The sequence below is a fragment of the Blastococcus sp. DSM 46786 genome (assembly GCF_900109665.1).
GTDB classification, from domain to species: domain Bacteria; phylum Actinomycetota; class Actinomycetes; order Mycobacteriales; family Geodermatophilaceae; genus Blastococcus; species Blastococcus carthaginiensis.
Map to the genome: position 1 here is coordinate 1 of NZ_FOAO01000004.1, position 24,127 is coordinate 24,127.

23 protein-coding genes and 2 riboswitches are annotated in these 24,127 nt (G+C 76.0%); of the genes, 12 read left to right on the forward strand and 11 right to left on the reverse strand.

Annotated elements, in window-relative coordinates; translation table 11 throughout:
- The 5 genes from BMW62_RS04635 to BMW62_RS04660 form a co-directional block, all read right to left on the reverse strand.
- Positions 1–1,580, reverse strand: a 1,580-nt coding sequence (locus BMW62_RS04635; protein ID WP_244523841.1) for a protein kinase domain-containing protein, incomplete at its 3' end; no start/stop codon positions are given.
- Between the two features lie 557 nt (positions 1,581–2,137).
- Entirely contained in the window at positions 2,138–3,016 is an 879-nt protein-coding gene (locus BMW62_RS04645; protein ID WP_170852208.1) for a VldE C-terminal domain-containing protein, read from the reverse strand.
- 255 nt (positions 3,017–3,271) lie between these two features.
- Positions 3,272–3,422: riboswitch (cyclic di-AMP (ydaO/yuaA leader) on the reverse strand.
- 152 nt (positions 3,423–3,574) lie between these two features.
- Positions 3,575–5,188 (reverse strand): bifunctional 3'-5' exonuclease/DNA polymerase, encoded by a 1,614-nt coding sequence (locus tag BMW62_RS04650; protein WP_091929689.1) that lies wholly within the window; start codon positions 5,186–5,188, stop codon positions 3,575–3,577.
- A gap of 13 nt (positions 5,189–5,201) precedes the next feature.
- On the reverse strand, positions 5,202–5,855 hold the full coding sequence (locus tag BMW62_RS04655) for a DNA-directed RNA polymerase subunit alpha C-terminal domain-containing protein (protein ID WP_091929690.1): 654 nt from the start codon (positions 5,853–5,855) through the stop codon (positions 5,202–5,204).
- A gap of 51 nt (positions 5,856–5,906) precedes the next feature.
- Entirely contained in the window at positions 5,907–7,136 is a 1,230-nt protein-coding gene (locus tag BMW62_RS04660) for a saccharopine dehydrogenase family protein (protein WP_091929691.1), read from the reverse strand.
- 156 nt (positions 7,137–7,292) lie between these two features.
- Here BMW62_RS04660 and BMW62_RS04665 point away from each other — a divergent pair, with 156 nt between their 5' ends.
- Positions 7,293–8,927, forward strand: coding sequence for a glycoside hydrolase family 13 protein (locus BMW62_RS04665; protein ID WP_091929692.1), 1,635 nt, complete (start codon positions 7,293–7,295; stop codon positions 8,925–8,927).
- A gap of 79 nt (positions 8,928–9,006) precedes the next feature.
- A complete protein-coding gene (locus tag BMW62_RS04670) occupies positions 9,007–10,602 on the forward strand; it encodes a tetratricopeptide repeat-containing diguanylate cyclase (protein ID WP_091929882.1) in 1,596 nt (531 codons plus the stop codon).
- A gap of 23 nt (positions 10,603–10,625) precedes the next feature.
- On the opposite strand, the gene BMW62_RS04675 is transcribed toward BMW62_RS04670, so the two are convergent.
- From BMW62_RS04675 to BMW62_RS04690, 4 genes are all read right to left on the reverse strand, one after another.
- Entirely contained in the window at positions 10,626–11,459 is an 834-nt protein-coding gene (locus BMW62_RS04675) for an HpcH/HpaI aldolase/citrate lyase family protein (protein WP_244523842.1), read from the reverse strand.
- Between the two features lie 52 nt (positions 11,460–11,511).
- A complete protein-coding gene (locus BMW62_RS04680; RefSeq protein WP_091929694.1) occupies positions 11,512–12,540 on the reverse strand; it encodes an Atu2307/SP_0267 family LLM class monooxygenase in 1,029 nt (342 codons plus the stop codon).
- 54 nt (positions 12,541–12,594) lie between these two features.
- Positions 12,595–13,221 (reverse strand): P-loop nucleotide/nucleoside kinase family protein, encoded by a 627-nt coding sequence (locus tag BMW62_RS04685; protein WP_170852209.1) that lies wholly within the window; start codon positions 13,219–13,221, stop codon positions 12,595–12,597.
- A gap of 97 nt (positions 13,222–13,318) precedes the next feature.
- The gene (locus BMW62_RS04690; RefSeq protein WP_091929696.1) at positions 13,319–14,191 is read right to left on the reverse strand and encodes an alpha/beta fold hydrolase; all 873 of its coding nucleotides are present in this window, start codon (positions 14,189–14,191) and stop codon (positions 13,319–13,321) included.
- Between the two features lie 162 nt (positions 14,192–14,353).
- On the opposite strand from BMW62_RS04690, the gene BMW62_RS04700 reads away from it, so the two are divergent.
- Positions 14,354–14,794 (forward strand): hypothetical protein, encoded by a 441-nt coding sequence (locus BMW62_RS04700; protein ID WP_091929698.1) that lies wholly within the window; start codon positions 14,354–14,356, stop codon positions 14,792–14,794.
- Positions 14,795–14,812: 18 nt separating this feature from the next.
- On the opposite strand, the gene BMW62_RS04705 is transcribed toward BMW62_RS04700, so the two are convergent.
- Positions 14,813–15,277 (reverse strand): SRPBCC family protein, encoded by a 465-nt coding sequence (locus tag BMW62_RS04705; protein ID WP_091929699.1) that lies wholly within the window; start codon positions 15,275–15,277, stop codon positions 14,813–14,815.
- Between the two features lie 60 nt (positions 15,278–15,337).
- On the opposite strand from BMW62_RS04705, the gene BMW62_RS04710 reads away from it, so the two are divergent.
- The 7 genes from BMW62_RS04710 to BMW62_RS04740 all read left to right on the forward strand — a co-directional run bounded on the left by BMW62_RS04710 (position 15,338) and on the right by BMW62_RS04740 (position 18,724).
- Positions 15,338–15,736 carry a DUF1622 domain-containing protein gene (locus tag BMW62_RS04710; protein ID WP_211434982.1) on the forward strand — a complete coding sequence of 133 codons (399 nt, stop codon included), beginning with the start codon at positions 15,338–15,340 and terminating at the stop codon, positions 15,734–15,736.
- Positions 15,733–16,080 (forward strand): DUF1622 domain-containing protein, encoded by a 348-nt coding sequence (locus tag BMW62_RS22085; protein WP_211434983.1) that lies wholly within the window; start codon positions 15,733–15,735, stop codon positions 16,078–16,080. The genes BMW62_RS04710 and BMW62_RS22085 overlap by 4 nt, the downstream gene beginning before the upstream one ends.
- 110 nt (positions 16,081–16,190) lie before the next feature.
- Positions 16,191–16,352: a zinc ribbon-containing protein gene (locus BMW62_RS04720; RefSeq protein ID WP_091929701.1), complete on the forward strand. Its 162-nt coding sequence runs from the start codon at positions 16,191–16,193 to the stop codon at positions 16,350–16,352.
- Between the two features lie 242 nt (positions 16,353–16,594).
- Positions 16,595–16,906, forward strand: a complete 312-nt coding sequence (locus BMW62_RS04730) for a DUF2795 domain-containing protein (RefSeq protein WP_139206195.1) — start codon at positions 16,595–16,597, stop codon at positions 16,904–16,906.
- 85 nt (positions 16,907–16,991) lie between these two features.
- Entirely contained in the window at positions 16,992–17,114 is a 123-nt protein-coding gene (locus BMW62_RS23410) for a hypothetical protein (RefSeq protein WP_280138612.1), read from the forward strand.
- On the forward strand, positions 17,111–17,611 hold the full coding sequence (locus BMW62_RS04735; protein WP_244523843.1) for a periplasmic substrate-binding domain-containing protein: 501 nt from the start codon (positions 17,111–17,113) through the stop codon (positions 17,609–17,611). The genes BMW62_RS23410 and BMW62_RS04735 overlap by 4 nt, the downstream gene beginning before the upstream one ends.
- Positions 17,612–18,724, forward strand: coding sequence for an ABC transporter substrate-binding protein (locus BMW62_RS04740; RefSeq protein WP_091929704.1), 1,113 nt, complete (start codon positions 17,612–17,614; stop codon positions 18,722–18,724).
- A 55-nt stretch (positions 18,725–18,779) separates the two neighbouring features.
- Here the strand turns inward: BMW62_RS04740 and cobN are convergent, their stop codons facing one another.
- Positions 18,780–22,412 carry a cobaltochelatase subunit CobN gene (gene cobN / locus BMW62_RS04745; RefSeq protein ID WP_091929705.1) on the reverse strand — a complete coding sequence of 1,211 codons (3,633 nt, stop codon included), beginning with the start codon at positions 22,410–22,412 and terminating at the stop codon, positions 18,780–18,782.
- Between the two features lie 59 nt (positions 22,413–22,471).
- A riboswitch (cobalamin riboswitch) is annotated at positions 22,472–22,526 on the reverse strand.
- A gap of 176 nt (positions 22,527–22,702) precedes the next feature.
- On the opposite strand from cobN, the gene BMW62_RS04750 reads away from it, so the two are divergent.
- Positions 22,703–23,482, forward strand: a complete 780-nt coding sequence (locus BMW62_RS04750) for a DUF4383 domain-containing protein (protein ID WP_091929706.1) — start codon at positions 22,703–22,705, stop codon at positions 23,480–23,482.
- A 43-nt stretch (positions 23,483–23,525) separates the two neighbouring features.
- Positions 23,526–24,098 (forward strand): hypothetical protein, encoded by a 573-nt coding sequence (locus tag BMW62_RS04755; protein ID WP_091929707.1) that lies wholly within the window; start codon positions 23,526–23,528, stop codon positions 24,096–24,098.
- Positions 24,099–24,127 lie beyond the last annotated feature (29 nt).

The following is a 24,127-nucleotide window of genomic DNA, read 5'->3' on the forward strand; positions in this document are numbered from 1 at the left end:
CCGCCGTCCCCGGGTGGGGTGGTCGGCGTGCCCGTGGTGTCCTCCGGCGGGGTGGTCGGCTCGCTGGTCGTGCCGCCGCCCTCCGAGGGCGCCGAGGGCTGGTCGGTGACCGGGCCCGCGCCGCCATCAACCGGGACCGCGGGGGCCGTCGTGCCGGCCGGCGCCGGCTCGTCGGCCGGGACCGCGGGCGCGGGCGCCACGGGCCGGGGGCGCCCCACCGGGGTGGCGCCGCCACCGGTGACGGGGACCAGTTCCGGGAGCGTCGCGCCCGGCCGCACCGCGACGGCGAGGCGGACCACGTCGCCCGGACGCAGCAGCGTGCCCGCCGGCTCGAGGCCGGTCACGGTCCCCGGGGGACGCTCCGACGTCGGGTCCTGCACCTGCCGCACCGTGAGACCGAGGGCCCCGAGCTCCCCGGCGACCTCCGCGGCGGGTCGGCCGAGGTAGTCCCCGGGCTCCAGCACCACACCCGCCTCGGCCGACGGGCCGGAGACGGCGCCGGCAGCGTTCCCGGACTCCGTGCCGGGACCGGGACCCAGGGTGAGCGCACCGGCGCCGAGGAGAAACGCCACGAGCGGCAGCAGCACCACGAGCGCCGGCCGGCGGACCATCGTCGCGGCCTGCGGGCGGGTGACCGGGGCGGCCCGGCGCTTCGCGGCGGCGCGGTGACGCTGCTCCGCCCGGCGTTCCCGCCGCACCGGCGCGCGCACCACGGACCGGGTCGGCGGTTCCCCGGACGGCTGCCGGATGGTCTCCTCGATCGCGGAGAGGAAGGCGTCGCCGTCGCGCGGGCGTTCCCGGGGGTCCTTCACCAGGGCGGCGTCGATGAGGGCGCGGACGTCGGGGGGCAGCTCGGCCGGGAGCGGTTCCGGGGTCTCCTGCACCTGCTTGAGCGCGACGGTCACCGGGTTGTCACCGTCGAAGGCCGCGTGCCCGGCCAGGGACTCGTAGCCGACGAGGCCGAGCGCGTAGACGTCGCTGGCCGGGCTGACGTGCTCGCCCCGGGCCTGCTCGGGCGACATGTACTGGGCGGTGCCGACGACCTGCCCGGTGCGCGTGATCGGTGCGCTCCCCGCCGACCACGAGATGCCGAAGTCCGTGAGCTTCACCGTGTCGCCCGGGCCGAGCAGGATGTTGGCCGGCTTCACGTCGCGGTGCACCACACCCGCCCGGTGTGCCTCGGCCAGGCCGGCGGCCGCCTGCCGCAGCAGCGAGAGGGTGGCGCGGGTGTCCAGCGAACCCTCCTCGGCCAGCCGCGCCGAGAGCGACGAGCCCTCCACGAGCTCCATCACCAGGTAGGCCAGGCTCTCACCGGTGTCGGGGGCGGTGGTCTCCCCGTAGTCGAGGACGGCGGCGATGTTGGGGTGGCTCAGCCCGGCCGCGTGCCGGGCCTCGGAGCGGAAGCGGGCGACGAAGACCGGGTCGTCGGCGAACTCGCTGCGCAGCACCTTGACCGCCACCGTGCGGTGGAGCTGCAGGTCACGCGCGCGCCAGACCTCGCCCATGCCACCGACCGCGATGAGCTCGTGGAGCTGGTAGCGGCCGTCCAGGCAGCGTCGGCTGGTCTCGGCCGTGGTCACTCCCGATCTCCTCGTGTGCGTCCCGCGAGGGCCTCCCCGCGCGTCGTCCCGTGCCCGTGCGCCCTCCGGGGGTGCCCGCCCGGGCCGGCATTCAACCCCGCAGGGCCCGATCGGCTGCGATGAGCGGTGCCGCTCGCGGCGGCGCCGCGGGGGTCTCGTCCGGCTCGACGCCCTGTCCGCGGAGACGCGCTCGGCCACCGGCCGCTTCGTGGAGACCGCCGCGCTGGACGTCACGGACGCCGATGCGGTGCCCGCCGTCTTCGCCGCCACCGAGGCCGGCGTCGCCCCGCTCGCCAAGGGCCTGCGCAGCCCCTCCCCGGTGTCGACGTGCCGGTCCACCCGGCTGCATCCGCTCGGAGATGCACCAGCACGCGCAGCAGCGGACCCGCTCCGTGGTGGTCACGCCGACCGGGGTCCGGGCCGTGGTGGCGGCCATCGAGGCCCGGCGGACCACGGCCTACGTCCCCGCGTGGCCGTGGGTGCCGATCGGGCCGGCCATGCGGGGACTGCCGCTCTCCGTGGTCCGCCGGCTCACGTGGGAGCCGCCGCGGGCGTGCTCAGTTGTAGTTGACGTGCACGTGATCCATGTGGTTGGCCGTCGCGCTGCCGCGGTTCTCCATGGCCTGCCAGGACCCCCCGGGCGAGGACAGCATCCGCTGCTGCCAGATGAGGTAGTCCACGCCGAGCTCGGCCCAGTGCGCGCGGTGGTACTCGACGATGGCGTCCCCGAGGGCGGCGTTCGACATCACCATGTAGTCCAGCGCAAGACCGGAGGGGTGCCCGCCCGGGTCGGCGGCGCTGGCCCGGGTGCCGCCCAGGGTGATCCCCGCGGCGCCGGGCACGTTGCTGACCACGGCGTCGGCCGCGGACTGGGTCTGCGAGCGGACGCTGCCGGCGGTGTTGCTGATCCGCGCCACGGCCGTGGCCGCCACCGAGGCGGCCGCCGTCGCCGCCGCCCGGGCCTGCTGCGTGGGGCTCGCCGGAGCCGCCGCCGCCTCCTGCTCGGCGGCCGCCGCGGCGGCCGCGGCCTCCTCCGCCGCCTTCTTCTCGGCCTCGGCGCGGGCCAGGGCCTCCGCCTCGGCCGTCTGCCGGTCCAGCTCGGCCTGGTCGGCCGCGGCCTGGGCCTGCTGCGCCGCGGCCTGGTCGGCCTCCCGGGTGCTCCGGCTGGCCGCGAGGTCCTCGAGCGGGGCGAGGTCCTCGGTCACGTCGATGGGGCCCGACTGCGCGGAGAGGCCCAGTTCCTCGGCGACGCTGACCGACTGGGAGGTGCCGGCCTCGGCCTGGGCGGTCGGCTCGACGCCGACGAGGCTGTTCACCAGCACGGCGCCCGTGACCGCGACGCCGAGGTAGAGCGCGGGCCGGCGGACGGCCGCGGGCGGACGGCGGCGGAGGGCGAGCGGGCCGCGTCGGCCGGTGGTGGTGGTGCGGGGATCCATGGTGTTCGGGTGCTCCGGGGTGTGGGGCGCGACCGGTCGCCGGGGGCGGGGCGCGGAGGATGCGGACAGCGGGCCCGGGCGCGGGTCGCGGGGCCGTCGGGCACCGGCGGGGAGGCCGGTGCGGGCCGACGGCGGGCGACCGGCGCGACGCCGGGCAGCGCGTGCGATCAGATCCGCGGACGCGCCCGGAGGCGGCGGTGCCGGCGGGCGCAGGGGCGTGCGGCGGTGCAGGGGCGCGCCATGCGGCGGCTCTCCGTTTCTTCCGTGGTGCCGCCTACCGGGTTAGCTGACGGATTCGGGCGGGAAGTGGCCCTACCCGCGACGGGACGTGCCCGGCGCGCGATTCACCCCAGTGCTGCGGTGGGTCCCCGGCCCGCCCCGGAGGACGGCTCGGCGGCGCCCGGTGGACCTCCCCGGTGGGGAGAGAACGACCGGCCGGGCCCCGCCACGGTAACCGCCGTTATGCAGTCGTGACAATCCGCAGGCGCTGATTTCCAGGACGTGATGTGTGTCGCGACGGCGCGGACCCCCGGTCGGTGGTGTACCGCGCGCGGGAGCTCACCCGGCGTCGGCCCAGGAACGGACGACCGCGACGTCGAGCGGGAAGTCCACCGGGAAGGCGCCGAACAGCAGCCGGCCGGCGGTGGACGCCGCGGCGCGGACCGCGTCGGCGACCTGGTCGGCCAGGTGCTCGGGCGTGTGCACGACCACCTCGTCGTGGAGGAAGAAGGCCAGGTGCGGCCGCGCCCCCACGTCGCCCTCCCCGCCCAGCCGCCACAGCCGGTTGCGGAGGTCGGCCAGCCAGCACAGCGCCCACTCGGCCCCGGTGCCCTGGACGACGAAGTTGCGGGTGAAGCGGCCCCACGCGCGGCGGGCCCGGTCGCCCTCCTCGTGCGGCCACACCCCGGGGAGCGGCGATCCCCGCCCGAGCAGGGTGTGCACCACCTCGCCGCGCTCGCCGGCGCGGGCGGCCTCCTCCACCAGGCCGATGGCCCGGGGGTAGCGGCGGGCCAGCCGGGGCATCATGCGCCCGCTCTCGCCGCGGGTGCCGCCGTACATCGCGCCGAGGATGCCGAGCTTCGCGTCGGCCCGCGTCGCCACGGTGCCCGCGGCGACCATCCCCGCATACAGATCGGCGGCGCGGGCGGCCTGCGCCATGGCGTCGTCCCCGCTCATCCCGGCCAGCACCCGCGGCTCGAGCTGGGCGACGTCGGCGACCACGAACTGCCAGCCCTCGTCGGCGACCGCCGCGGGCCGGACGACCGTGGGCACCGAGAGCGCCCCACCCCCGGAGGAGGCCCACCGACCGGTCACCACCCCACCGGGCACGAAGACGGCGCGGAACCGGCCGTCGCGCACCCACGTGTCCAGCCAGGCCCAGCCGTTGGCCGCCAGCAGCCGGGACAGCTTCCGGTACTCCAGCAGCGCCGGGATGCCGGGGTGGTCGAGCTGCTCCAGCGTCCAGGACCGGGTGTCGGGGACCGGCAGCCCGCCGTGCTGCAGCACCCGGAGCAGCTCTCCGGGCGAGTCCGGGTTGAGCGCCGGCGCGCCGAACGCCGCGCGGACCTCCCCCAGCAGCCGCTCGAGCACCGCCGGGCGCCTCCCCGCCCCCGGGCGTGCACCCAGCAGGCCGGTGAGCAGGCGCGCGTGCACGTCGGCGCGCCAGGGCAGGCCGGTGTGGGTCAGCTCGGCGGCGACCAGCGCCCCGGAGGACTCCGCGGCCAGCAGCAGGGCGAGCCGGTCCCACTGCGGCGAGGCGGCCAGCACCGCCTGCTGGCGCCGGTGCTCGGCCACCGGGTCGAGCAGGTCGGCCGGGTCGGCGAGCGGGAACAGGGCCGGGTCCGGCGGCGGGCCGGGCTGCAGCGCGTCCCAGCCCGGCGTGTCCTCCCCGGCGAGCAGGTCCTGCGCGGCGAACGGGGACCGCCGCAGGATCGCGTGGCCCAGCCGCAGGTCGGTGCAGCGCTCGACGCGCACCCCGGCCGTCAGCAGCGCGGGGTACCAGCGGGTCGTGTCGTCCCACACCCAGCGGACCGGCGCCGCGCCCTCGCGCTCCGCCACGAACCCGGCGAACGCCGCGGTGTCGAGCCGGGTGCTGCGGCCGGCTGCCCCGTCGGCGCCGAGCTCGACGGCCTCGACCGCGCCGGCGCCGCGCCGGAGCAGGACCCGCTCCACCTGCGTCCCGGGCCTACGGAGCGGGTGGGCCGCCGCGGCCGAGCAGCCGGTGCAGGCAGCGCACCGGAGCGCCGAGGACCACCCGGGTGACGTGCACCCCGAGGCGGAGCAGGTCGGCGTAGTCCGGGGGACGGACGGTGGTGGGCGGCCCGCCCGCACCGGGCGACGGACGACGAGCGGCGGCGGGCGGGCCGAGCGGGGTCGGCGGGCCGGGCGGGGTCGGCGGGCCGGGCGGGCGTGCCACGTGGCCGGGCGCCGCGGGACCGGGCGCCGCGGGGCCGGGCGCCGCGGGGCCGGGCGCCGCGGGGCCGGGCGCCGCGGGGACGAGGAGATCGACCGCCGACCGGCGCCGCGGACCCCGCAGCGAGTCGAACGACGGGATGGCCGGCGCCACCGGCCCCTCCTCGTCGGGGTCGGCGTCGCCGCCCTCGTCGGCCGGCCGCGTGCCGGCACCCGGCAGCCGCGCGGGCGGCTCGGGGACGACGGCCCGGATCGCGGTGACGAGCCCGGGGCCCAGCCCGGGGACGGCGCCGAGCTCCCGGCGGGTCAGGGCGGCGAGTTCCCCGGCCCCGGTGATTCCGGCACGGGTCAGCGCGGTGACCGCCCGTGCGGGCAGCCCGAGGTCCCGGATCGTCCCCGCGGGCTGTCCCGGTGCGCTGGTCGGCATGTCGGCCAACCCTAGCGATGCCCTCCGGCCACCGCTGCGGTGGCGGTCGGATCAGACCGCCACCACCTCGTAGGTGTGCCCGGCGGCGCGCAGCCGCTCGACGAGCACCTCGCCCATCGCCGTCGCCGGCGTGAGCGAGCCCGCCCGGTCGGGCAGCCGGTCCCCGTCGAGGGCGAGCGCGAGGGCGGCCTCACCCAGCATGACGGCGGTGGCCTTGTAGCCCGGGTCGCCGCTGCCCGCGGCGGTCGCCCGGTAGCGGCGCCCGTCCTCGGTGGTGGCGTCGACGACCATGCGGAAGAAGCCCTTCTCCCGGACGGACTCGCCCGGGCCGGTGCCGGGCGCCGGCAGCACGCGGTCCAGCAGCGCGCGGGTCGGCGCGAGGCTCATGGCCGACACGGTCGCGAGCAGCCCTGCGCTGATCCCCGCGGCGGTCACCGCCCCCAGCGGGCCGCGCCCCGTCCCCATGACCTCGCCGTAGCGCAGCCCTCGCCCGTAGGCCCAGTCCTGGAGGGCGTTGCTCCGCCGAACGATGCGGGTGTTGAAGGGCGCCATGACGAAGGGCGCCGTCCACCGCCCGCCCGGCGTCTGCGCGGGCATCCCGGCGTCCCGCGGCTGGCGGGTGTCCGGCTCCGCCGCGCGGTCGGGGCTCAGCGCGAAGGGGTCGCCCACCACCCGGCGCCGTGCCGGATCGGCCTGCAGCGCCTCCACCTGCGCGCGCATCGAGTCGATGGTCCCGCCGCTGAAGCCGCCCCGGAGGGTGGCGACCAGCTGGACCTCGCGCAGCCCGCCCGCGCCGTCGGCAGCGGCCTGCCGGCCGAGCAGAAAGACGCTCAGGTCCGAGGGGATGGAGTCGTACCCGCAGGCGTGCACGATGCGCGCGCCGGTCTCCTTCGCGACGGCGTCGCAGCGCTCGATCGCGTCCCGGACGAACAGCACCTCCCCGGTGAGATCGGCGTAGTGCGTGCCGGCCTTGGCGCACGCCTCCACCACCGGCAGGCCGTACCGGGCGTAGGGGCCGACCGTGGTCACCAGTACGCGGGTGGCGCCGGCGAGGGCGTCCAGCGAGGCGGGATCGGTCGAGTCCGCCTCGGCCAGCGCCCAGTCCCGGCCGCCGGAGGGCAGCGCGCGCCGGACCTCCTCGAGCCGCTCCCGGGACCGCCCGGCCAGCGCGATCCGGGTCGCGGGCGGGGCGTGCTCGGCGAGGTAGCCCGCGAGCAGCCGGCCGACGAAGCCGGTCGCCCCGTAGACGACGAGGTCGTAGGTCCGTGCGTCTTCTGCCATGCCGCCATCCTGTCCTGCCCGGGGTCCGGTGTCCCCCGGGCCTCCGCCCGCGGGCGGGTGCACCGGGACGTCTCGGGGAGGTCACGACCCGGAACAGGGGTCACTCCGACCTCTCGCGTGCTCGAGGAAGTACGGGGACGTGCCGATGGAGGTCGCATGGCAGTGCGGCTCGCATCGGTGCGGACCGCGACCCGTCGGCAGGTCGCGGAACGGTCGTCGACGTCCCCGTGGTGGCGGTCGGCGGTGGTGTACCAGGTCTACCTGCGCTCGTTCGCGGACGGGAACGGTGACGGCGTCGGTGATCTCGCCGGCCTGCGCTCCCGGCTGCCGTACCTGTCGTGGCTCGGCGTCGACGCGGTGTGGATCAACCCGCACTACCCCTCCGGGGGAGCCGACGGCGGCTACGACATCGTCGACTACCGCGCCGTCGACCCCGAGTACGGCGACGTCGCCGACCTCGAGGCGCTGGTCGCCGAGGCCCGCGCGCTGGGCCTGCGGGTCGTGCTCGACGTCGTCCCCAACCACACCTCCGACCGGCACCCCTGGTTCCAGGCCGCGCTGGCCGACCCGGACTGCCCCGAGGCGTCGCGCTACCACTTCGCGCCCCCGTCGGAGGAGCCGCCGAACAACTGGCAGTCGCTCTTCGGCGGGCCGGCGTGGTCGCGGACCCCCGACGGCCGCTGGTACCTGCACCTGTTCGCCCCCGAGCAGCCCGACCTCAACTGGCGCGACCCCGCCGTCGCCGCCGACTTCGAGCGGACGCTGCGCTTCTGGCTCGACCGCGGCGTCAGCGGCTTCCGCGTCGACGTCGCCTACGGCCTGTACAAGGACGCCGGCCTGCGGGACAACCCGGGGGCCTACTCCCCCACCCTCTTCGGCCACGGCCCCGAGCAGGCGATGACCTGGAACCAGCCCGAGGTGCACGACGTCTGGCGGCGCTGGCGGTCGATCTGCGACGAGTACCCCGACACCATGCTCGTCGGCGAGGTCTGCCTGGCCGACCCGCGCGAGGTGGCCCTCTACTCCCGCCCCGACGAGATGCACCAGTCGTTCAGCTTCCGGCTGCTGAAGTCGGCGTGGTCGACCGAGGCGTTCGCCGACGGCGTGCGCAGCGCGCTGGACGCCTTCGGCGAGGTGGGCGCTCCCGTCTCCTGGGTGCTGGGCAACCACGACAAGGACCGGCAGGTCACCCGCTTCGGCGGTGGCGCGGTGGGCACCGCCCGCGCCCGCGCCGCGGCGCTGCTGATGCTGGCCCTGCCGGGATCGGCCTACGTCTACGCCGGCGACGAGCTGGGCCTGCCGCAGGCCGACGTCCCGGACGAGGCCAAGCGCGACCCGATCTTCTTCCGCAGCGGGGGCACCCGCAGCGGGCGCGACGGCTGCCGCGTGCCCATGCCGTGGAACCCCTCCCCCGGGGTCGGGTTCTCCGCCGGCGCCGACGCCGAGCCCTGGCTGCCCATCCCGGCGGAGTGGGACCGGTACGCGGTGTCCCGCCAGTCCCGCGACGGTGGCTCGATGCTGACCCTCTACCGCCGCGCGCTGGCGCTGCGCGAGGCGCACCCGGCGCTGGGCTCGGGTCAGGCGACGGTGAGCACGCGGGGCGACGTCCTCACCGTGCGGTGCACCGCCGACGACGGCAGCGTGGTCCGCTGCGTGGTGAACATGGGCAGCGGGACGACGCTGGTGCGCACCCGCGGCACCGTCCTGCTGGCCTCCAACACGCACGTGCGCCGCTCTCCGGCCACCGTGGCGCTGCCTCCGCACACCGCGATCTGGCTCGCCGAGGGCTGACCTCCCCCGTACGGGGCAGGTCGAGTGCCGGGACGCGGAAGTAGTCCCGCTGATCGGCCGATGGGGTCTGGTGACCAGCGTGGCGGAACGATCCGGCGGGGAACCCAGCTCCGGCGTACCCGCACCGGCTCCTGCGGACGCCGGCGCTCTGGCGCTGTGGGCGGAGATCGCCGAGCTGGAGGACCGCTCCCGGTTCGACGAGGACGGGTTGGAGCAGCGAGCCGAGCTGGCGCTCGCCGAGGCCCGCGAGGTCGGGCTGCCCGAACTGGAACGGCGCGCCCGCTTGGTCCAGGCCGACCTGGTGCGGCGCCGCGGCGACGTCGCCGAGGCCGGCCGGCTGGCCGAGGAGATCCACCGCTGGGCCGCCGACCACGGAGCCCGCTACCCGCTGGCGCGCAGCCACTTCGTCCTGGCCGCGGTGTTCCAGGAGCTGGGTGACCTGTCCCTGGCGCTGGAGCACGCCGTCCGCGCCGTCGAGCTGCTCGACGACGACGTCCGGGCGCAGACGCGGATCGACCACCACGCCCGGCTGGCCGACTGCCTCGGGCTCCACGGCGACCTCGCCGCCCGCGACCGCTACGACCACGTGCTGCAGCTCGCCGAGGAGATCGGCGACGTCGACCGGCAACTGCTGGTGCTCAACAACCGCAGCTACTGCGAGATCCTCTCCGGCCGCTTCGAGGAAGCGCTGCTCTGGAGCGCGAAGCTGCAGGACCTGGCGGCGCGGCACGGCGTCCCTCTCCGCGTCGGGCGGCTGGACACCGTCGGCCGGGCGCTGCTGGAGCTGGACCGGCTCGAGGACGCCGAGGTCGCCATGCTGCCCGGTCTGCACCCCGAGGTGCTCGACGCCTCCCTGGACGGTGACGCGGGCGCCGACTTCCTGCTGACCCTCACCGAGATCCGCCGTCGCCGCGGGCACCACGCCCAAGCGCAGGAGAGCCTCGACGAGTGCGTGCGCCGCTGCGAGCGGCACGGGCTGACGTCCATCCGGGTGCGCGCCCGCCGGGAGCAGGCCGAGCTGCACGCCGCCGCCGGGGACTTCCGGGCGGCGTACGAGGAGCACCGGTTGTACTGCGACGAGCTCATGGAGCTCCAGTCGGCCGAGCGCGATGCCCGGGCCCGGGCGCTGCAGGCCATGTACGAGACGACCGAGGCCCGCCGGCAGAGCCGGCGGTACCGCGAGCTGTCACTGCGCGACCCGCTCACCGGCCTCTACAACCGCCGCTACGTCGACGACGAGCTGCCGCGCCTGCTGGCCGCGCACCCGGGCGAGGTGACCGTGGCGCTGCTGGACCTCGACCACTTCAAGCGGATCAACGACACCTGCTCCCACGAGGTGGGCGACCGGGTGCTCCGCACCGTGGCCGAACTCCTCCAGGAGCACGGCCGGCGGGACTCCGACCCGGGCGGTTCGTTCGTCGCCCGGCTCGGCGGCGAGGAGTTCCTGCTCGTGCTGACCGGCGCCGACCCCGGCACCGCGGTGCGGCAGCTGGAGGCGGTCCGCCGCGCGGTCGGTGCGCACCCCTGGGACGAGCTGACCGCCGGCCTGCCGGTGACCGTCAGCATCGGCTCGGCCCACGGCTGCACCACGCCGGCGGACGCGCTCGGCCGGGCCGATGCCGCCCTGTACGCGGCCAAGCGGCAGGGGCGCGACCGCGTCGTGGTCGCCGCCTGAGACCGACGGCCGCCGCGCGGTGGTCAGACGGGCTCGACGCCGAAGACGCGGGCCAGCCGTTCGATCTTGCGGGCGCGGCCCAGCCGGGGCAGGTCGCTGCCGTCCCGGATCACCTGGCCGCGGGCGTCGAAGTCGGCGAGGAAGTCCCGCGCCCAGGCGACGTCGGAGGGCGCGGGGCTGATGACCTCGTTGATGACCGGCAGCTGGTCCATGTCCAGGCAGAGCTTCCCGGTCAGGCCGAGGGAGACGGTGACGGCGCTCTGCTCCCGCAGCACCGGCAGGCTGCTGCTCACGGTGGGCCCGTCGATCGGACCGGGGAGGTTCCCGATGCGGCTGGCCAGCACCAGGCGGGTCCGCGGGTAGGACATGGCCAGCTCGTCGGCGCTGGTGCCGGTGTCCCGGCGGTAGTCGCCGCTGCCGAACGCCAGCCGGAAGGCCCCGCGGGCACGGGCGATGTTCACCGCCTCCTCGATGCCGAGGGCCGACTCGACCAGCGCCAGGACGGGCGTGACACCACCGAGCCGGTCGAACGTCTCCGTCACGTGCTCGGCAGCCTCGGCCTTGGCGAGCATGACGCCGAGCAGCCCCGGCAGCCCGGCCAGCCCCGCCATGTCGTCGGCCCAGTACGGCGTCGCGTGGTCGTTGATCCGCACCCAGGCGCTGCGGTCCTCCCGGGAGAGCCACTGGATGACGCCCTCGCGGGCCTCCGCCTTCCGCGCCGGGTCGACGGCGTCCTCGATGTCGAGCACCACCGCATCCGCCCGCGACTGGTGCGCTACGTCGAACAGCTCCGTGCGGGCGCCGTTCACCAGCAGCCAGGAGCGCGCGTCCTCGGGACCGACCTTCGTTCGTCTCACCACGCCCCCATCCTCGTACGGATGCTCCCCGGCCACCGCTCGGGGGGCGGCGTCAGGCTTCGGCCACCTGCGGGGCCACCTCGGTGCCCAGCAGCTCGATGCCCCGCATCAGGTCCTCGTGCGCCAGCCGCGGGTTGGTCATCTGCAGCGCCACGCGGTCCACGCCCCCCAGCTGCTCGGAGACCCGCCGCAGCTTGGCGGCCACGGTGCCGGGATCGCCCATGAAGAAGGCGCCGTCCGGCCCGCTGGTGGCGTCGAACTGCGCCCGGGTCGGGGTGGCGAACCCCCGCTCGCGGGAGATCTTCGCGAACATCTCGTGCCAGCCGGGGTAGATCGTGTCCGCGGCGGCCTGCGTGCTCCCCGCGACGAAGCCGAACACGTGCAGCCCCACCTTCAGCGCCTCCGGCGGGTGACCGGCGTGCGCCCCCGCCCGGCGGTACAGGTCGACCAGCGGGGCGAACTGGCGGGGTTCGCCGCCGATGATCGCGACCATCAGCGGCAGGCCGAGCAGGCCGGCCCGGGCGAAGGACTCCGGCGTGCCCCCCACGCCCACCCAGATGGGCAACGGGTCCTGCAGCGGGCGGGGGTGGACGCCCTGGCCGGTCAGCGGCGGGCGGTGCTTCCCCGACCAGGTGACGTGCTCGGACTCCCGGATGCGCAGCAGCAGGTCGAGCTTCTCGGCGAACAGCTCGTCGTAGTCGGCCAGGCTCAGCCCGAACAGCGGGAAGGCCTCGGTGAACGAGCCGCGCCCCACGACGAGGTCGATCCGCCCCCGGGAGATCAGGTCGAGCGTCGCGAACTGCTGGAAGACCCGCACCGGGTCGGCGGCGCTGAGCACGGTGACGGCGCTGCCCAGCCGGATGCGCGAGGTGCGCGCCGCCGCGGCGCCGAGGATCACCGGCGGCGCGGAGTCGTAGTACTCGCTGCGGTGGTGCTCACCGATGCCGAAGGAGTGCAGGCCGACGCGGTCGGCGAGCTCGATCTCCTCGAGCAGGTGCGCCATGCGCTCCTCCGGGCCGATCAGCCGCTCGGTGCGCGGGTCGGTCACCGCCGCGACGAAGCTGTCGACGCCGACGTGCATGGCCGTCCTCCGGGAGCTCGGTTCGGGACGGGACCGGCCGGCCCCGCGGCTCAGTCAACACCGCCGCGGGGGGGCGCCGCTCCCGGCCGGTGGGCACGCCTCCCCCAGCGCCGCCGCCCAGGTCAGCTCGCCGGCCGCCCGCCGGTCGACGACGAGCACCGCGTCCCCGGCCGACGGCGTGGCCCCCACCCGCGCGAGGTACCGGCGCCAGCGGGTCGCGTGGCGGCGCATCCGGCCCTCGGGGACCGCCCGGCCGCGCGCCCGCTGCCCCTCCCGGGCGAGCTGCGGCGGCACGTCGAGGAGCACCAGCCGCAGCGACCGGCCCGACCGGCGGGCCGCCCGCACCACGAGGCCCCGCCAGCTCCGGCTGGTCCAGGGATCGGTGAGCACGACGAGCGGGGCGTTCCCGCCCACGGCCCGCAGGACGCGCCACCGGTGCCAGGCGTGCACCCACGGCCGCAGCAGGCGGTACGGGACACCGGGAGCGGCGCGGCGCAGCCGGCCCGCGACGTCCTCGGAGTCCAGGGCGGTCCCGGCCGGGCCGTCGTGGGCGAGCAGGCGACGCAGCAGCGTGGTCTTCCCGCTGCCCGGCAGCCCGCCGACGACGAGGAGCGCGCGGCCGGACCGCTCCGGCGGCGCCCCGCGACGGCCGGCTGCCGACGGGACCGTGCTGCTGACCACGCCGCCTCCTCGGTGCTCGGGAGGCGAGTCTTCCCGAGCGGGGTGCGTCTTCCCGGGGAGCCACCTGGACGTCGGCTGTGGACGGCTCCCGGTGCGGTCAGCCCGCGGGGACGATGCGATCGAGCCAGGCCAGCAGGTCCCGCACGACCTCGTCGCGGTTGGTCTCGTTGAACACCTCGTGCCGGGCGCCGGGGTACGCCTGCAGCGTCACGTCCCGCAGCCCGGCCTCCCGCAGCCGGTCGACGAGGACCCGGACCAGCGCCAGTTCGCCGTTCAGCGGGTCCGCGTCGCCCACCACCACGTACACCGGCAGGTCGGCGCGCACACCGCGCAGCCGCTCGGCGTCGGCCAGCTGGCGCCCGGCGAGGAACATCTGCCGGCTGTCCGCGGTCGCCAGCCCGAAGCCGCACCGCGGGTCGGCGACGTAGGCGTCCACCTGCGCCTCGTCGCGGGAGAGCCAGTCGTAGTCGGTGCGGGCCGGCTGGAACGGCGCGTTGAACGCCGAGAGGTCGGTCGGCCCGTCCAGGTCCACGGCGGGCTCGAGCAGGTCCAGCACCGTGGTGCCGGAGAGCACCAGCGCGGCGAGGTCCGCGGAGTGGTCCAGCACGTGCTGCTGCGCGGCGAAGGAGCCCATGCTGTGCCCGAGCAGCACCAGCGGCGCGCCGGGGAGCTCCGCCCGCACGGAGTCGCTCACCCGGCCCATGTCGCGCACCAGCTCGTCCCAGCCGCCGGGGCCCAGGTCGCCCCACGCGCCGTCGCGGGCGGTCGCGCCGTGACCGCGGTGGTCCTGCCCGACGACCACCCAGCCGGCCCCGGTGAGCGCGGCTGCCAGCGCCTCGTAGCGCAGCAGGTGCTCCCCCATGCCGTGCGTGAGCTGCACGACGCCGCGCACCGGCCCGGCGGGGTCCCACCGGTAGACGGTCAGGGGGACGTCGTGGGCGGAAGGGATCGTGGAGGTCTGGTCCGGCATGCCGGGAGGCTACGGCCGCGCGGTCGCCGGACGCATCCACGGAGGACGTGCAGCCGGCACCCAGCCCGTGCACAGCCCGGCGGCCGACCGTGGCGGCATGGACGACGACGCGACCGGACTGCTCCTCGACTCCACCGCGGCCACGGCGCACAGGAGCGCCGCGTGAACGGCCGCCGCGCCGTCCTCCCGCTGCTCCTCGGTGCGGCCCTCGTCGTGGTCGGCGCCCTGACGCTCACGCCGGAGGGCGCCGGCTCGTCGTGGGGCTCGCCGGCCGAGGAGCTGCGCTGGTACGTCACCGGCCTGGACTCGCCCGTGACGGTGCGCCAGCTGCTCGGCAACCTCGGGCTCCTGGTGGTCCCCGCCGCCCTGGCGGTCCTCCGGTGGCCGGCGCTGGGTCGGCCGTCCCGGCTGATGGCGGCGGCCGGGTCCGCGGGCGTCGCCATCGAGCTGCTCCAGTGGGCGCTCCCCCTGGGCCGCGTCGTCTCGCCGCTGGACGCCGCCCTGAACGCCACCGGCGCCGTCGTCGCCGGGCTGGTGGTGGCCGCCGCGACCGCCGACCGGCCACGGGGCGGGCTCGTCGGGCGCGCCGGCGTGCCCGGCTGACCTCGGGGCGCCGGCGCGTCAGCGCGTCTCGGCGATCCGCTGGATCGCCGCGAGGGTCACCGGGATGCCCTCGTGCGCCTGCCGGGTGCGCAGGGCGATCTGCTCGTCCGCCCGCTCCCCGTAGCGCTCGGCGAACATCGCCAGCCCGGCGGGCAGGAACTCCCACGACTCGGTGAGCTCCGTGCCGCCGGGGACGGGGGCCATGCGGAAGCCCCACCGCACGAAGCCGGCGCCGACGACCCAGGCGAACTCGCGGCCGCGGTCGGCGGCGACCACCTGCGAGCGGGTCTCCCAGGTGCGCTCGGGGGTGGCGTTGTGCCCGGTGAACCGGTCGCCGACCCGTCCCGATGCGCCCTCGTCCCACCAGCACTCCTGGCAGATCGGGCTCCACTCGCCGGTCCGCGTCACGTCGGAGACGAGGTCGTACAACGCCTCCGGTGAGGCGGCGACCGTGATCGAGGCCGAGTGGCGCAGTTCGCTCATCGGCGCAGTCTCGCAATCGTCATGCGTGCCCGGCGACGCACCCCGGGTATGCGGCGCCGCGTGGAGGAGCTGCTTCAGGAGCTCGTGAACGTCCTGGTCGTCATCGTGGAGGCCTGCGGCGCTGCGGTCATCATCGTCGGCGCGGTCTGGGCGTTCCTGCTGTTCCTCTGGGTCGGCCTCCGAGACCGGAGCACGCGGGCCTTCGTCCCCGTCCGGCTGACGCTGGGCCGCTTCCTGGCCCTGGGCCTGGAGTTCCAGCTGGCGGCAGACATCCTCAAGACGGCGGTGGCACCGAGCTGGGAGGAGATCGGTCAGCTGGCCGCCATCGCCGCGATCCGGACGGCGCTGAACTACTTCCTGGGCAAGGAGATCGCCGAGGAGCGCCGGCAGATCGGCGAGGACGGGGACGACTCCTCGGGCGACCCGACCGACCACCGGCGCACCGGGCGCACCGTGTGAGCTCGACGCTGGCCGCGGTCACCGGCACGATGTCCCAGGTCGTCGCGGCGATCGCGCTGGTCTCGGGCGGCCTCGCCCTGGCCGTCACCCGCCGCCCGGCGCTCGCCCTGGGCATCCTCCTCGACCTGCTCGTGGCCGCCGGCCTGCTCCGGCTGGTGGGCGACCCCGGCTGGCGGACCGTCGCCACCGTCGCGATCGTCATCGCGATCCGCCACCTGGTGACCTACGGCCTGCGGCTGGGAGCGCGGTCCTGGAAGGAGACCAGGAAGCGGCGACCGGACCGGACGCGACAGCGCTACGACGACTCCGCCCGGCACCTGCTCCGTCCGGCCTGGCGGCGGTGACGGTCGTCGTCGGCCGGGGACCGGTCGGTCAGCGGGCCGGCCGGAACGTGTGACCGGGCCCCGGCTGGGCACACCGGTCCGGATCCCGCCCCGACCCGAGAGGAACGGCCATGGCCGCACACGCCGGTGAGAAGGCGCAGAAGACCGGGGACTTCTACTGCGCTTCCTGCAGCGAGAAGGTCCACGTCACCCAGGGCGACGAGATCCCTCCGTGCCCGAACGGCCACAAGACGTTCGAGACCCGGCGGAACGAGCCGGGCAACAAGAGCTGACGCCCGCTGGCACGCTCTGAGGACGACACGTGGAGGGCCAGGAGCGCTGTCAGGTGGTGCCCGCCGGTGCACCAGTGCGGCTGACCGAGGTCGTGCTCGGCCCGTCCCGATGCCTGCCCCCGGTCGGCGAGACGACCTGGGCGCGACTCGTCCGCACGTCCGCGTTACCTCGCCGGCCCAGCGGGTAGCCCTCCGCGGTCGCGCGGCCCACGCGCGACCGGACGACCCGGGAGGGCAGCAGCGTGGCCGGAGCGGTGACGGCGGACGAGGTCATGGGGCACCTGACCGACGTGGACTACCCGGCGGACAAGGATGCGCTCCTGGCGGCCGCGTCGAGCCGGGGTGCCTCCGAGGAGGTGCTGCGGGCGATCCGGGCGATCCCGCCGGTCGACTACCGCAACGACGACGAGGTGATCCGGTCGCTGCGGCTGGACCCGTCACCGGGACGCGAGCCGGGTGCGCAGGCCCGGGCCGAGGCGGCCCAGGGCGTCGGCCAGGCCGTCCGCGACCCACAGGAGGATCGAGTCACGGGCGAGGACCGTCGCACGGTCTGACGCCCGGCCCCGGCGGCGACCCGGTCGGGCCGATCGGCTTCCTCAGGCGCGCGTGACCGCCGGCGTGCCGGGTAGGGACGCGGCCATGCCTCCGGACGTCGCCCCCGGGTTCCGCCTGTTCCTCCCGGAGGACGTCGGCCACACCGTCGTCGACTCCGATGACCCGTCGGTCCACGACACGGCTCGCGACGTCAGGGTGCCGGCGTGAACGCGCTGCTGCAACGGCTGGCCGGGCGCGCCCGGCCGGAGCCGCGGGGGACCCTGCGCGTGGTGGACCCGAACCCGCTCAACTGGCTGTACATCACCTACAACACCGTCGAGGAGCCGGTCCGGGTCACCCGGCGCGGCAAGGTCCGTCCCGCGGCGATGAGCTCCTACCGGTGGCGCGGGAACCGCACCCTGGAGATACGGGTGCGCCGCGGCGAGCGGTTCGCCGACGGCACGGCCCTCGACGCCCGCTCGGTGCACCGCGCGTACACCGAGCAGGCACGGTGGCACTCCCCGCACCCACCCGGCACCCACTTCAACATCGACCCGCGCACCCGTGCGGAGGTCGTCGACGAGCGCACCGTGCGGCTGCACCTGCCCGAGCCCGACGGGCTGGTGCTGGGCAAGCTGCGCGCCACGCACGTCATGAGCGAGCGGTTCTGGCGCGACCTCGGGTTCGGCTACGCGCGGGACGAGACCGGTGAGGGCCACTGGTAGGTGATCGACGCACCGGGGCCGTGGGCCTCCGGACCGTTCACCCTGGTCGAGGGCAGATCACTGATCCACACCGAACCGGTCGTCACCGACGGCGAGGACCGGACCTGGCTGCAGACCGAGGACCGCTCCCCCACCGTGCGGCTGCGCGCCAACCCGCACTACTGGGACCGGATCCGCGGGCCGCGGGTGCGCGAGGTCGAGTTCCGCAACGACCTCGACCGCTCCCGGGCGCTGGACCTCGTGTGCGACACCGTCGGCGAGGTCGACATCGTCACCGAGGTCCCGCACCGGGACGCCGACCGTGTCCGCCGGTCACGGCACGCCCGGCTGATGACCGTCGACGCCGTGCGGGCGCTGGCCGGGGCGATCGACCGCGGCGCCGACGGCCTGCCGCTGGCCGACGTCCGTGCCCGGCGCGCGCTCAACCTGGCCGTCGACCGCGCCGCGCTGGTGCACGACCTGTTCGGCGGGCACGCCCGGCCGCTGGCCGGTCTCACCCCGCCGACGGCGCTCACCGCCCTGCACCGGGCTCCCGGGCGGCTGCGGCCGTATCCGTACGACCCGTCCCGGGCGGCCCGGCTGTGGCGGGAGTCGGGCGGTGCACGGCGCCCCCTGCGGCTGGCCGCCATGGCGGACTGCGAGGCGGTGGCCCACGCGGTCGCCGCCCAGTGGCACACGGCGCTGGGTCTCGCGGTCGAGGTCCGGGTGCTGCGCAGTGCCGAGGAGCAGCGCGAAGCCCGGCGCCGGCAGGCGGCCGAGCTGCCCCGCGACTGGGACGTGCTGCTGCTCGAGCAGGGGTCGCAGTCCGTCGACGTCCCCCCGCTGGAGCTGCACCGGGCGTTCGCCGGCCGGTCCGGCGAGTTCCGCGCCGGGCCGGTCGACCCGGAGTTCGAGCGGTTGTTCGGGCGCCTGACCGCGCAGCGCTCGCAGGTGCGGCAGGTGCTCGCCGCCAACCGCATCGACCGGTACGTGACCGACCAGGCGCTCGCGTTGTTCCTCGTCGCGCCGCAGGTGCTCTACGCGGTCAACGAGCACGTGGACTTCACGCCGTACGCGACGACGTTCGAGCTGGCCGACACGTCCGTCCGCCGGAGGCACTGGTCGCTCCGGTGACCTACCGGTTCGCGGCCGGGATCCGCCGACCCCGGCCGACCCCCGGGGGCGGCGGTCACTCGCGGCCCGCGTCAGCGGCCGCGGGCGTCTCCCCGCCCTCCAGGTCGCCCTCGGTGTCGAGGTAGGCCTGCTGGAGCTCGGCGAGCAGTTGCGGGTCGGGTGACTCCCACATCCTCCGGTCCACCGCCTCCAGCAGCCGCTCGGCGATGCCGTGCAGGGCCCACGGGTTCGACGTCTCCATGAACTCCCGGTTCTCCGGGTCGAGCACGTAGGTCTGCGCCAGCTTCTCGTACATCCAGTCGGCGACGACGCCCGTCGTGGCGTCGTAGCCGAACAGGTAGTCCACGGTCGCGGCGAGCTCGAAGGCGCCCTTGTAGCCGTGCCGCCGCATCGCCGCCAGCCACTTCGGGTTGACCACCCGGGCGCGGAACACCCGGGCGGTCTCCTCGGTCAGCGAGCGGGTGCGCACCTGCTCGGGCCGGGTGGAGTCACCGATGTAGGCCTTGGGTGCGGAGCCGGTGAGCGCGCGGACGGTGGCCACCATCCCGCCGTGGTACTGGAAGTAGTCGTCGGAGTCGGCGATGTCGTGCTCGCGGGTGTCGACGTTCTTGGCGGCGACGGCGATCCGCTTGTAGGCCGCCTCCATGTCCGGGCGGGCCTGGACGCCGTCCAGGTCGCGGCCGTAGGCGTAGCCGCCCCACACCGCGTACACCTCGGCGAGGTCGGCGTCGCCCCGCCAGTTGCGCGAGTCGATCAGCGGCAGCAGCCCGGCCCCGTAGGCGCCGGGCTTCGAGCCGAACACCCGGGTGGTGGCCCGCCGGCGGTCGCCGTGCCCGGCGACGTCGGCGTCGACGTGGGCGCGCACGAAGTTGTCCGCCGGCCCCTCGTCCAGGCCGGCGACCAGGGTGACGGCGTCGTCGAGCATGGTGACCACGTGCGGGAAGGCGTCGCGGAAGAAGCCGGAGATCCGCACCGTGACGTCGACCCGCGGCCGGCCCAGCTCGTCGAGCGGCACCGGCTCCAGCGAGGTGACGCGGCGCGACGCGTCGTCCCACACCGGCCGGACGCCGAGCAGCGCCAGCACCTCGGCGACGTCGTCCCCCGAGGTGCGCATGGCCGAGGTACCCCACACCGAGAGCCCGACCGAGCGCGGCCACTCCCCCGTGTCGGCGCGGTAGCGCTCGAGCAGCGAGTCGGCCATCGCCTGGCCGGTCTCCCAGGCCAGCCGCGAGGGCACCGCCCGCGGGTCCACCGAGTAGAAGTTGCGGCCGGTCGGCAGCACGTTGACCAGCCCGCGCAGCGGCGAGCCCGAGGGCCCGGCGGGCACGTACCCGCCGTCGAGGGCGTGCAGCGTGGCGTCGAGCTCGTCGGTGGTGCGCGCCAGCCGGGGCACGACCTCGTCGACGGCGAAGCGGAGCACCGCCTCGACCGCCTCGTCGTCGCGGTCCAGCACCTCCCGGACGACCTCGGGAACGGCGGCCGGCGTCCAGCCGCGGGTCTCCATGCCGCCGACGAGGGCGGCGGCGAGCTCCTCCACCCGGTCGGTCTCGCGCAGGCCGGCGGTGCCGTCCTCGGCCAGGCCGAGCGCCTCGCGGAGCCCCGGCAGGGCCACCGAGCCGCCCCAGATCTGCCGGGCGCGCAGCATCGCCACGACGAGGTCGACGCGGTCCTGGCCGGCCGGCGGTGACCCGAGCACGTGCAGCCCGTCGCGGATCTGCGAGTCCTTGATCTCGCAGAGCCACCCGTCGACGTGCAGGATCATCTCGTCGAAGTGGTCGTCCTCGGGCCGCTCGTTCAGGCCCAGGTCGGCGTCGAGCTTGGCCGCCTGCAGCAGCGTCCAGATCTGCGCCCGGACGGCGGGCAGCTTCGCCGGGTCCATCGCGGCGATGTTGGCGTGCTCGTCGAGCAGCTGCTCGAGCCGCGCGATGTCGCCGTAGCTCTCCGCGCGGGCCATCGGCGGCACCATGTGGTCGACCAGCGTCGCGTGCGCGCGGCGCTTGGCCTGCGAGCCCTCGCCCGGGTCGTTGACCAGGAACGGGTACACCAGCGGCAGGTCGCCGATCGCGGCGTCGGGCCCGCAGGACGCCGACAGCCCGACCGTCTTCCCCGGTAGCCACTCCATGTTGCCGTGCTTGCCGACGTGCACGAGGGCGTGCGCGCCGAACACCGACCGCAGCCACCAGTACGCCGCGAGGTAGTGGTGCGAGGGCGGCAGGTCGGGGTCGTGGTAGATCGCGATCGGGTTCTCGCCGAAGCCGCGCGGCGGCTGCACCATGACGACGACGTTGCCCGCGCGCAGCGCCGCGAAGACGATGGCGGGGGCGGCGGGTTCGGAAGTGTCGACGAACAGCGAGCCGGGCGGCTCCCCCCAGTGCTCGGTCATCGCCGCGCGCAGGTCCTCGGGCAGGGTGTCGAAGAAGCACCGGTACTCGGCGGCGGGGATGCGCACCGGGTTGCCCGAGAGCTGCTCCTCGGTCAGCCAGTTCTCGTCCTGGCCGCCGGCGGCGATCAGCGCGTGCACGAGCGCGTCGCCGTCGAGCTCGGCGACGCCGGGCAGCGCGCCGGGGCCGTCGAACGGGCCGATGTCGTAGCCGGCGCCGTGCATCGCGGCCAGCAGCCGCACCACCGACGCCGGGGTGTCCAGGCCGACGGCGTTGCCGATGCGGGCGTGCTTGGTCGGATAGGCCGACAGCATCACGACGATCCGGCGCTCCCCCGGCGGGGTGTGCCGCAGCCGGGCATGCGCGACGGCGGTGCCGGCCACCCGGGCGGCGCGCTCGGGGTCGGCGACGTAGTGGGTGAGCCCGTCGTCGTCGGTCTCCTTGAAGGAGAACGGCACGCTGATCAGCCGGCCGTCGAACTCCGGGATCGCCACCTGGTTGCCGACGTCGAGCGGCGAGAGCCCGTCGTCGTCGGCGAGCCACTCGTCGCGGGAGCGGGTCAGGCACAGGCCCTGGACCACCGGCACGTCGAGCTCGGCGAGCGCACCGACGTCCCACGCGCCGTCGTCCCCACCGGCCTGGGCGGTGGCCGGCCGCGAGCCACCGGCGGCCAGCACGGTGACCACCAGCGCATCGGCGGTGCGCAGGGCGGCCAGCAGGTCGTCGGGCACGCTGCGCAGCGAGCTGACGAAGACCGGCACGGCGCGGCCGCCGGCGTCCTCGATGGCGGTGCAGAGGGCCTCGACGAAGGCGGTGTTACCGGCGAGGTGGTGCGCCCGGTAGTAGAGGACGGCGACCCGCGGGCCGGTGACCGTCCGCGCGGTCCGGTCGAGCAGGCCCCAGTCGGGCGCGACCGATGCCGGCTCGAAGCCCTCACCGGTGAGCAGCACCGTGTCGGAGAGGAAGCGGTGCAGCTGGGTGAGGTTGTCCGGCCCGCCCTGGGCCAGGTAGCCGTGTGCCTCGGTGGCCACGCCCATCGGCACGGTGGAGAGCTCCATGAGCTCGGCGTCGGGCACCTGCTCGCCGCCGAGGACGACGACCGGTGCCGGCCCGGCCAGGAGCGGCGCCAGCACCTCCTCGTACTGCCGGCGGACGCCGAGGATCCGGACGACGACCAGCTCGCTGCCCTCGGTGACCGCGGCCATCCCGGCGGCGTCGAGGCGGGCGGGGTTGCCCAGGCGCCAGCCCGCGCCGCTGGCGCGGGCCGAGAGCAGGTCGGTGTCGCTCGTGGAGAGCAGGGTGAACACGGCGGCGCCGCCTCCCTCGGGGTCCGCGCCCCGGTCCGCTGGGCACGGCAGCCGGAGTGTCTGGCTCGGCCGGGAGGCCTCACAGTGGCGGGACCGCACCGGATTCGCACCGCTGGCCGCCGCTCCGCTGACCATGGGCGGCCCGAAGGGACGGCCTCGCTGCACTGCCGTGATGTGGCCCGGACGCTACCGGGGGGTGCGCGCTCAGCGGCGCAGTACCCATGCTTCGCATCCGAGCGGTGTGCCCGAGGGGAAGGAGGGGTACCGAACGGTTCTAGCTGGGAGTCGCCATGGCACTGCGTCCGCACCTCCGTCGCACCCGCGAAACGCCCGAGGCGCCACCGGCCGCCCCGCAGGCCCCGCCGCCCGCCCGACCCGCGCAGCAGCTGCGCGCCGGGCAGCCGGTGTCCGGCGAGCGGCTCGCGCCGGAGCACTCCCCGACCGGCGGCCGCGTGCCCGCCGTGCACCGGATCGGCGCGGTGGTCGTCGCAGCGGTGATCGCCGTCTTCGGCATCCTCGGCTTCGCCGACGGGCTGGACTTCTTCTCGACCGAGGGCGAACAGGTGCTCGGCCTCTCGTCCAACGGCCTGCTGTCCGCCATCTCCGTCGTCACCGCAGCGGTCCTGATCGCCGCCGCCGTGCGCGGGCCGCGGATCGCCTCGACGGTGATGATCGTCGTCGGCGTGCTGTTCCTGGTGTCGGCGCTGGCCAACCTCGCCGTGCTGAACACCGACCTGAACTTCTTGGCGTTCCGCTTCCCGAACGTCGTGTTCTCGGTCGTCGCCGGGCTGGTGCTGCTCGTCCTGGGCGCCTACGGGCGGGTGAGCGGGAACCTGCCGCCCACCAGCCCCTACGCCCGGCCAAGCGGCGACGACGACGGCGTCGAGCCGGAGGAGTACCCCTCGACGCCGGAGGAGTTCGCCGCCGAGCAGGCCATGCGCGAGGCGGAGGTCGCGGTCGTGCAGCACACCGCGACCCCCGACCAGCAGCGCCGCGTGGCCGCCATGGCGTCGGCGCACAGCCGGGCCGAACGACGCCGGGTCTGGCTCTCCTTCGACGGCCCGGCCTGACCGCCGTCCCGGACCTGCCCACGAGCTGATCCAGCCTGCGTCGGTGGCCTACGACGCGCTCGCGGAGAGCATCGCGCTCATCGAGCGCGGCGTGCCGGAGGCTCCGCCGAGGCTCAGCCGCCGGCGGCGGTTCGCCGCCCTGGCCGTGGACGTCGACGGCGACGTCGCCTGCACGCTCTTCGCCCGCCGCAGCGTGGGATACGTCGCCGAGGAGACCTGGGTCCTCGTCCGGCGTGGGCAGGAGTGGGTACTGCTCGGCGGTGGCGGGAGCGGCTTCGAGGACGACGACCTGGCCGACCGCCCCGACGCGGCAGCCTTGAGCGGTCAGCTGCTCCTGACGGGGAGCGGGTCGGTGCTGCGCAACGGCGGCCGGTCGCTGCCGTGGGGTGCCCGGTACGTCTCCTACGCGAGGGTGCGGGCGAGCCGGGAGGTCGATCGGCTGGTCGTCGGCGCCCGCCGGCTCGCCGTGCCCCGGCACGGGCACCTGGTGGTCGTGTGGGCCGGGCGCCGGCCGCCCACCGCAGAGGCGCTGGCGCGCGACGGCCGCCGGCTCGAGAGCCGGCGGCTCGACCTGCGGTCCCCCCGACTCCCGGAGGTCTACCGCGATCCCGGGTAGCGCCCGACCAGCGGGGATGCGCCACACGG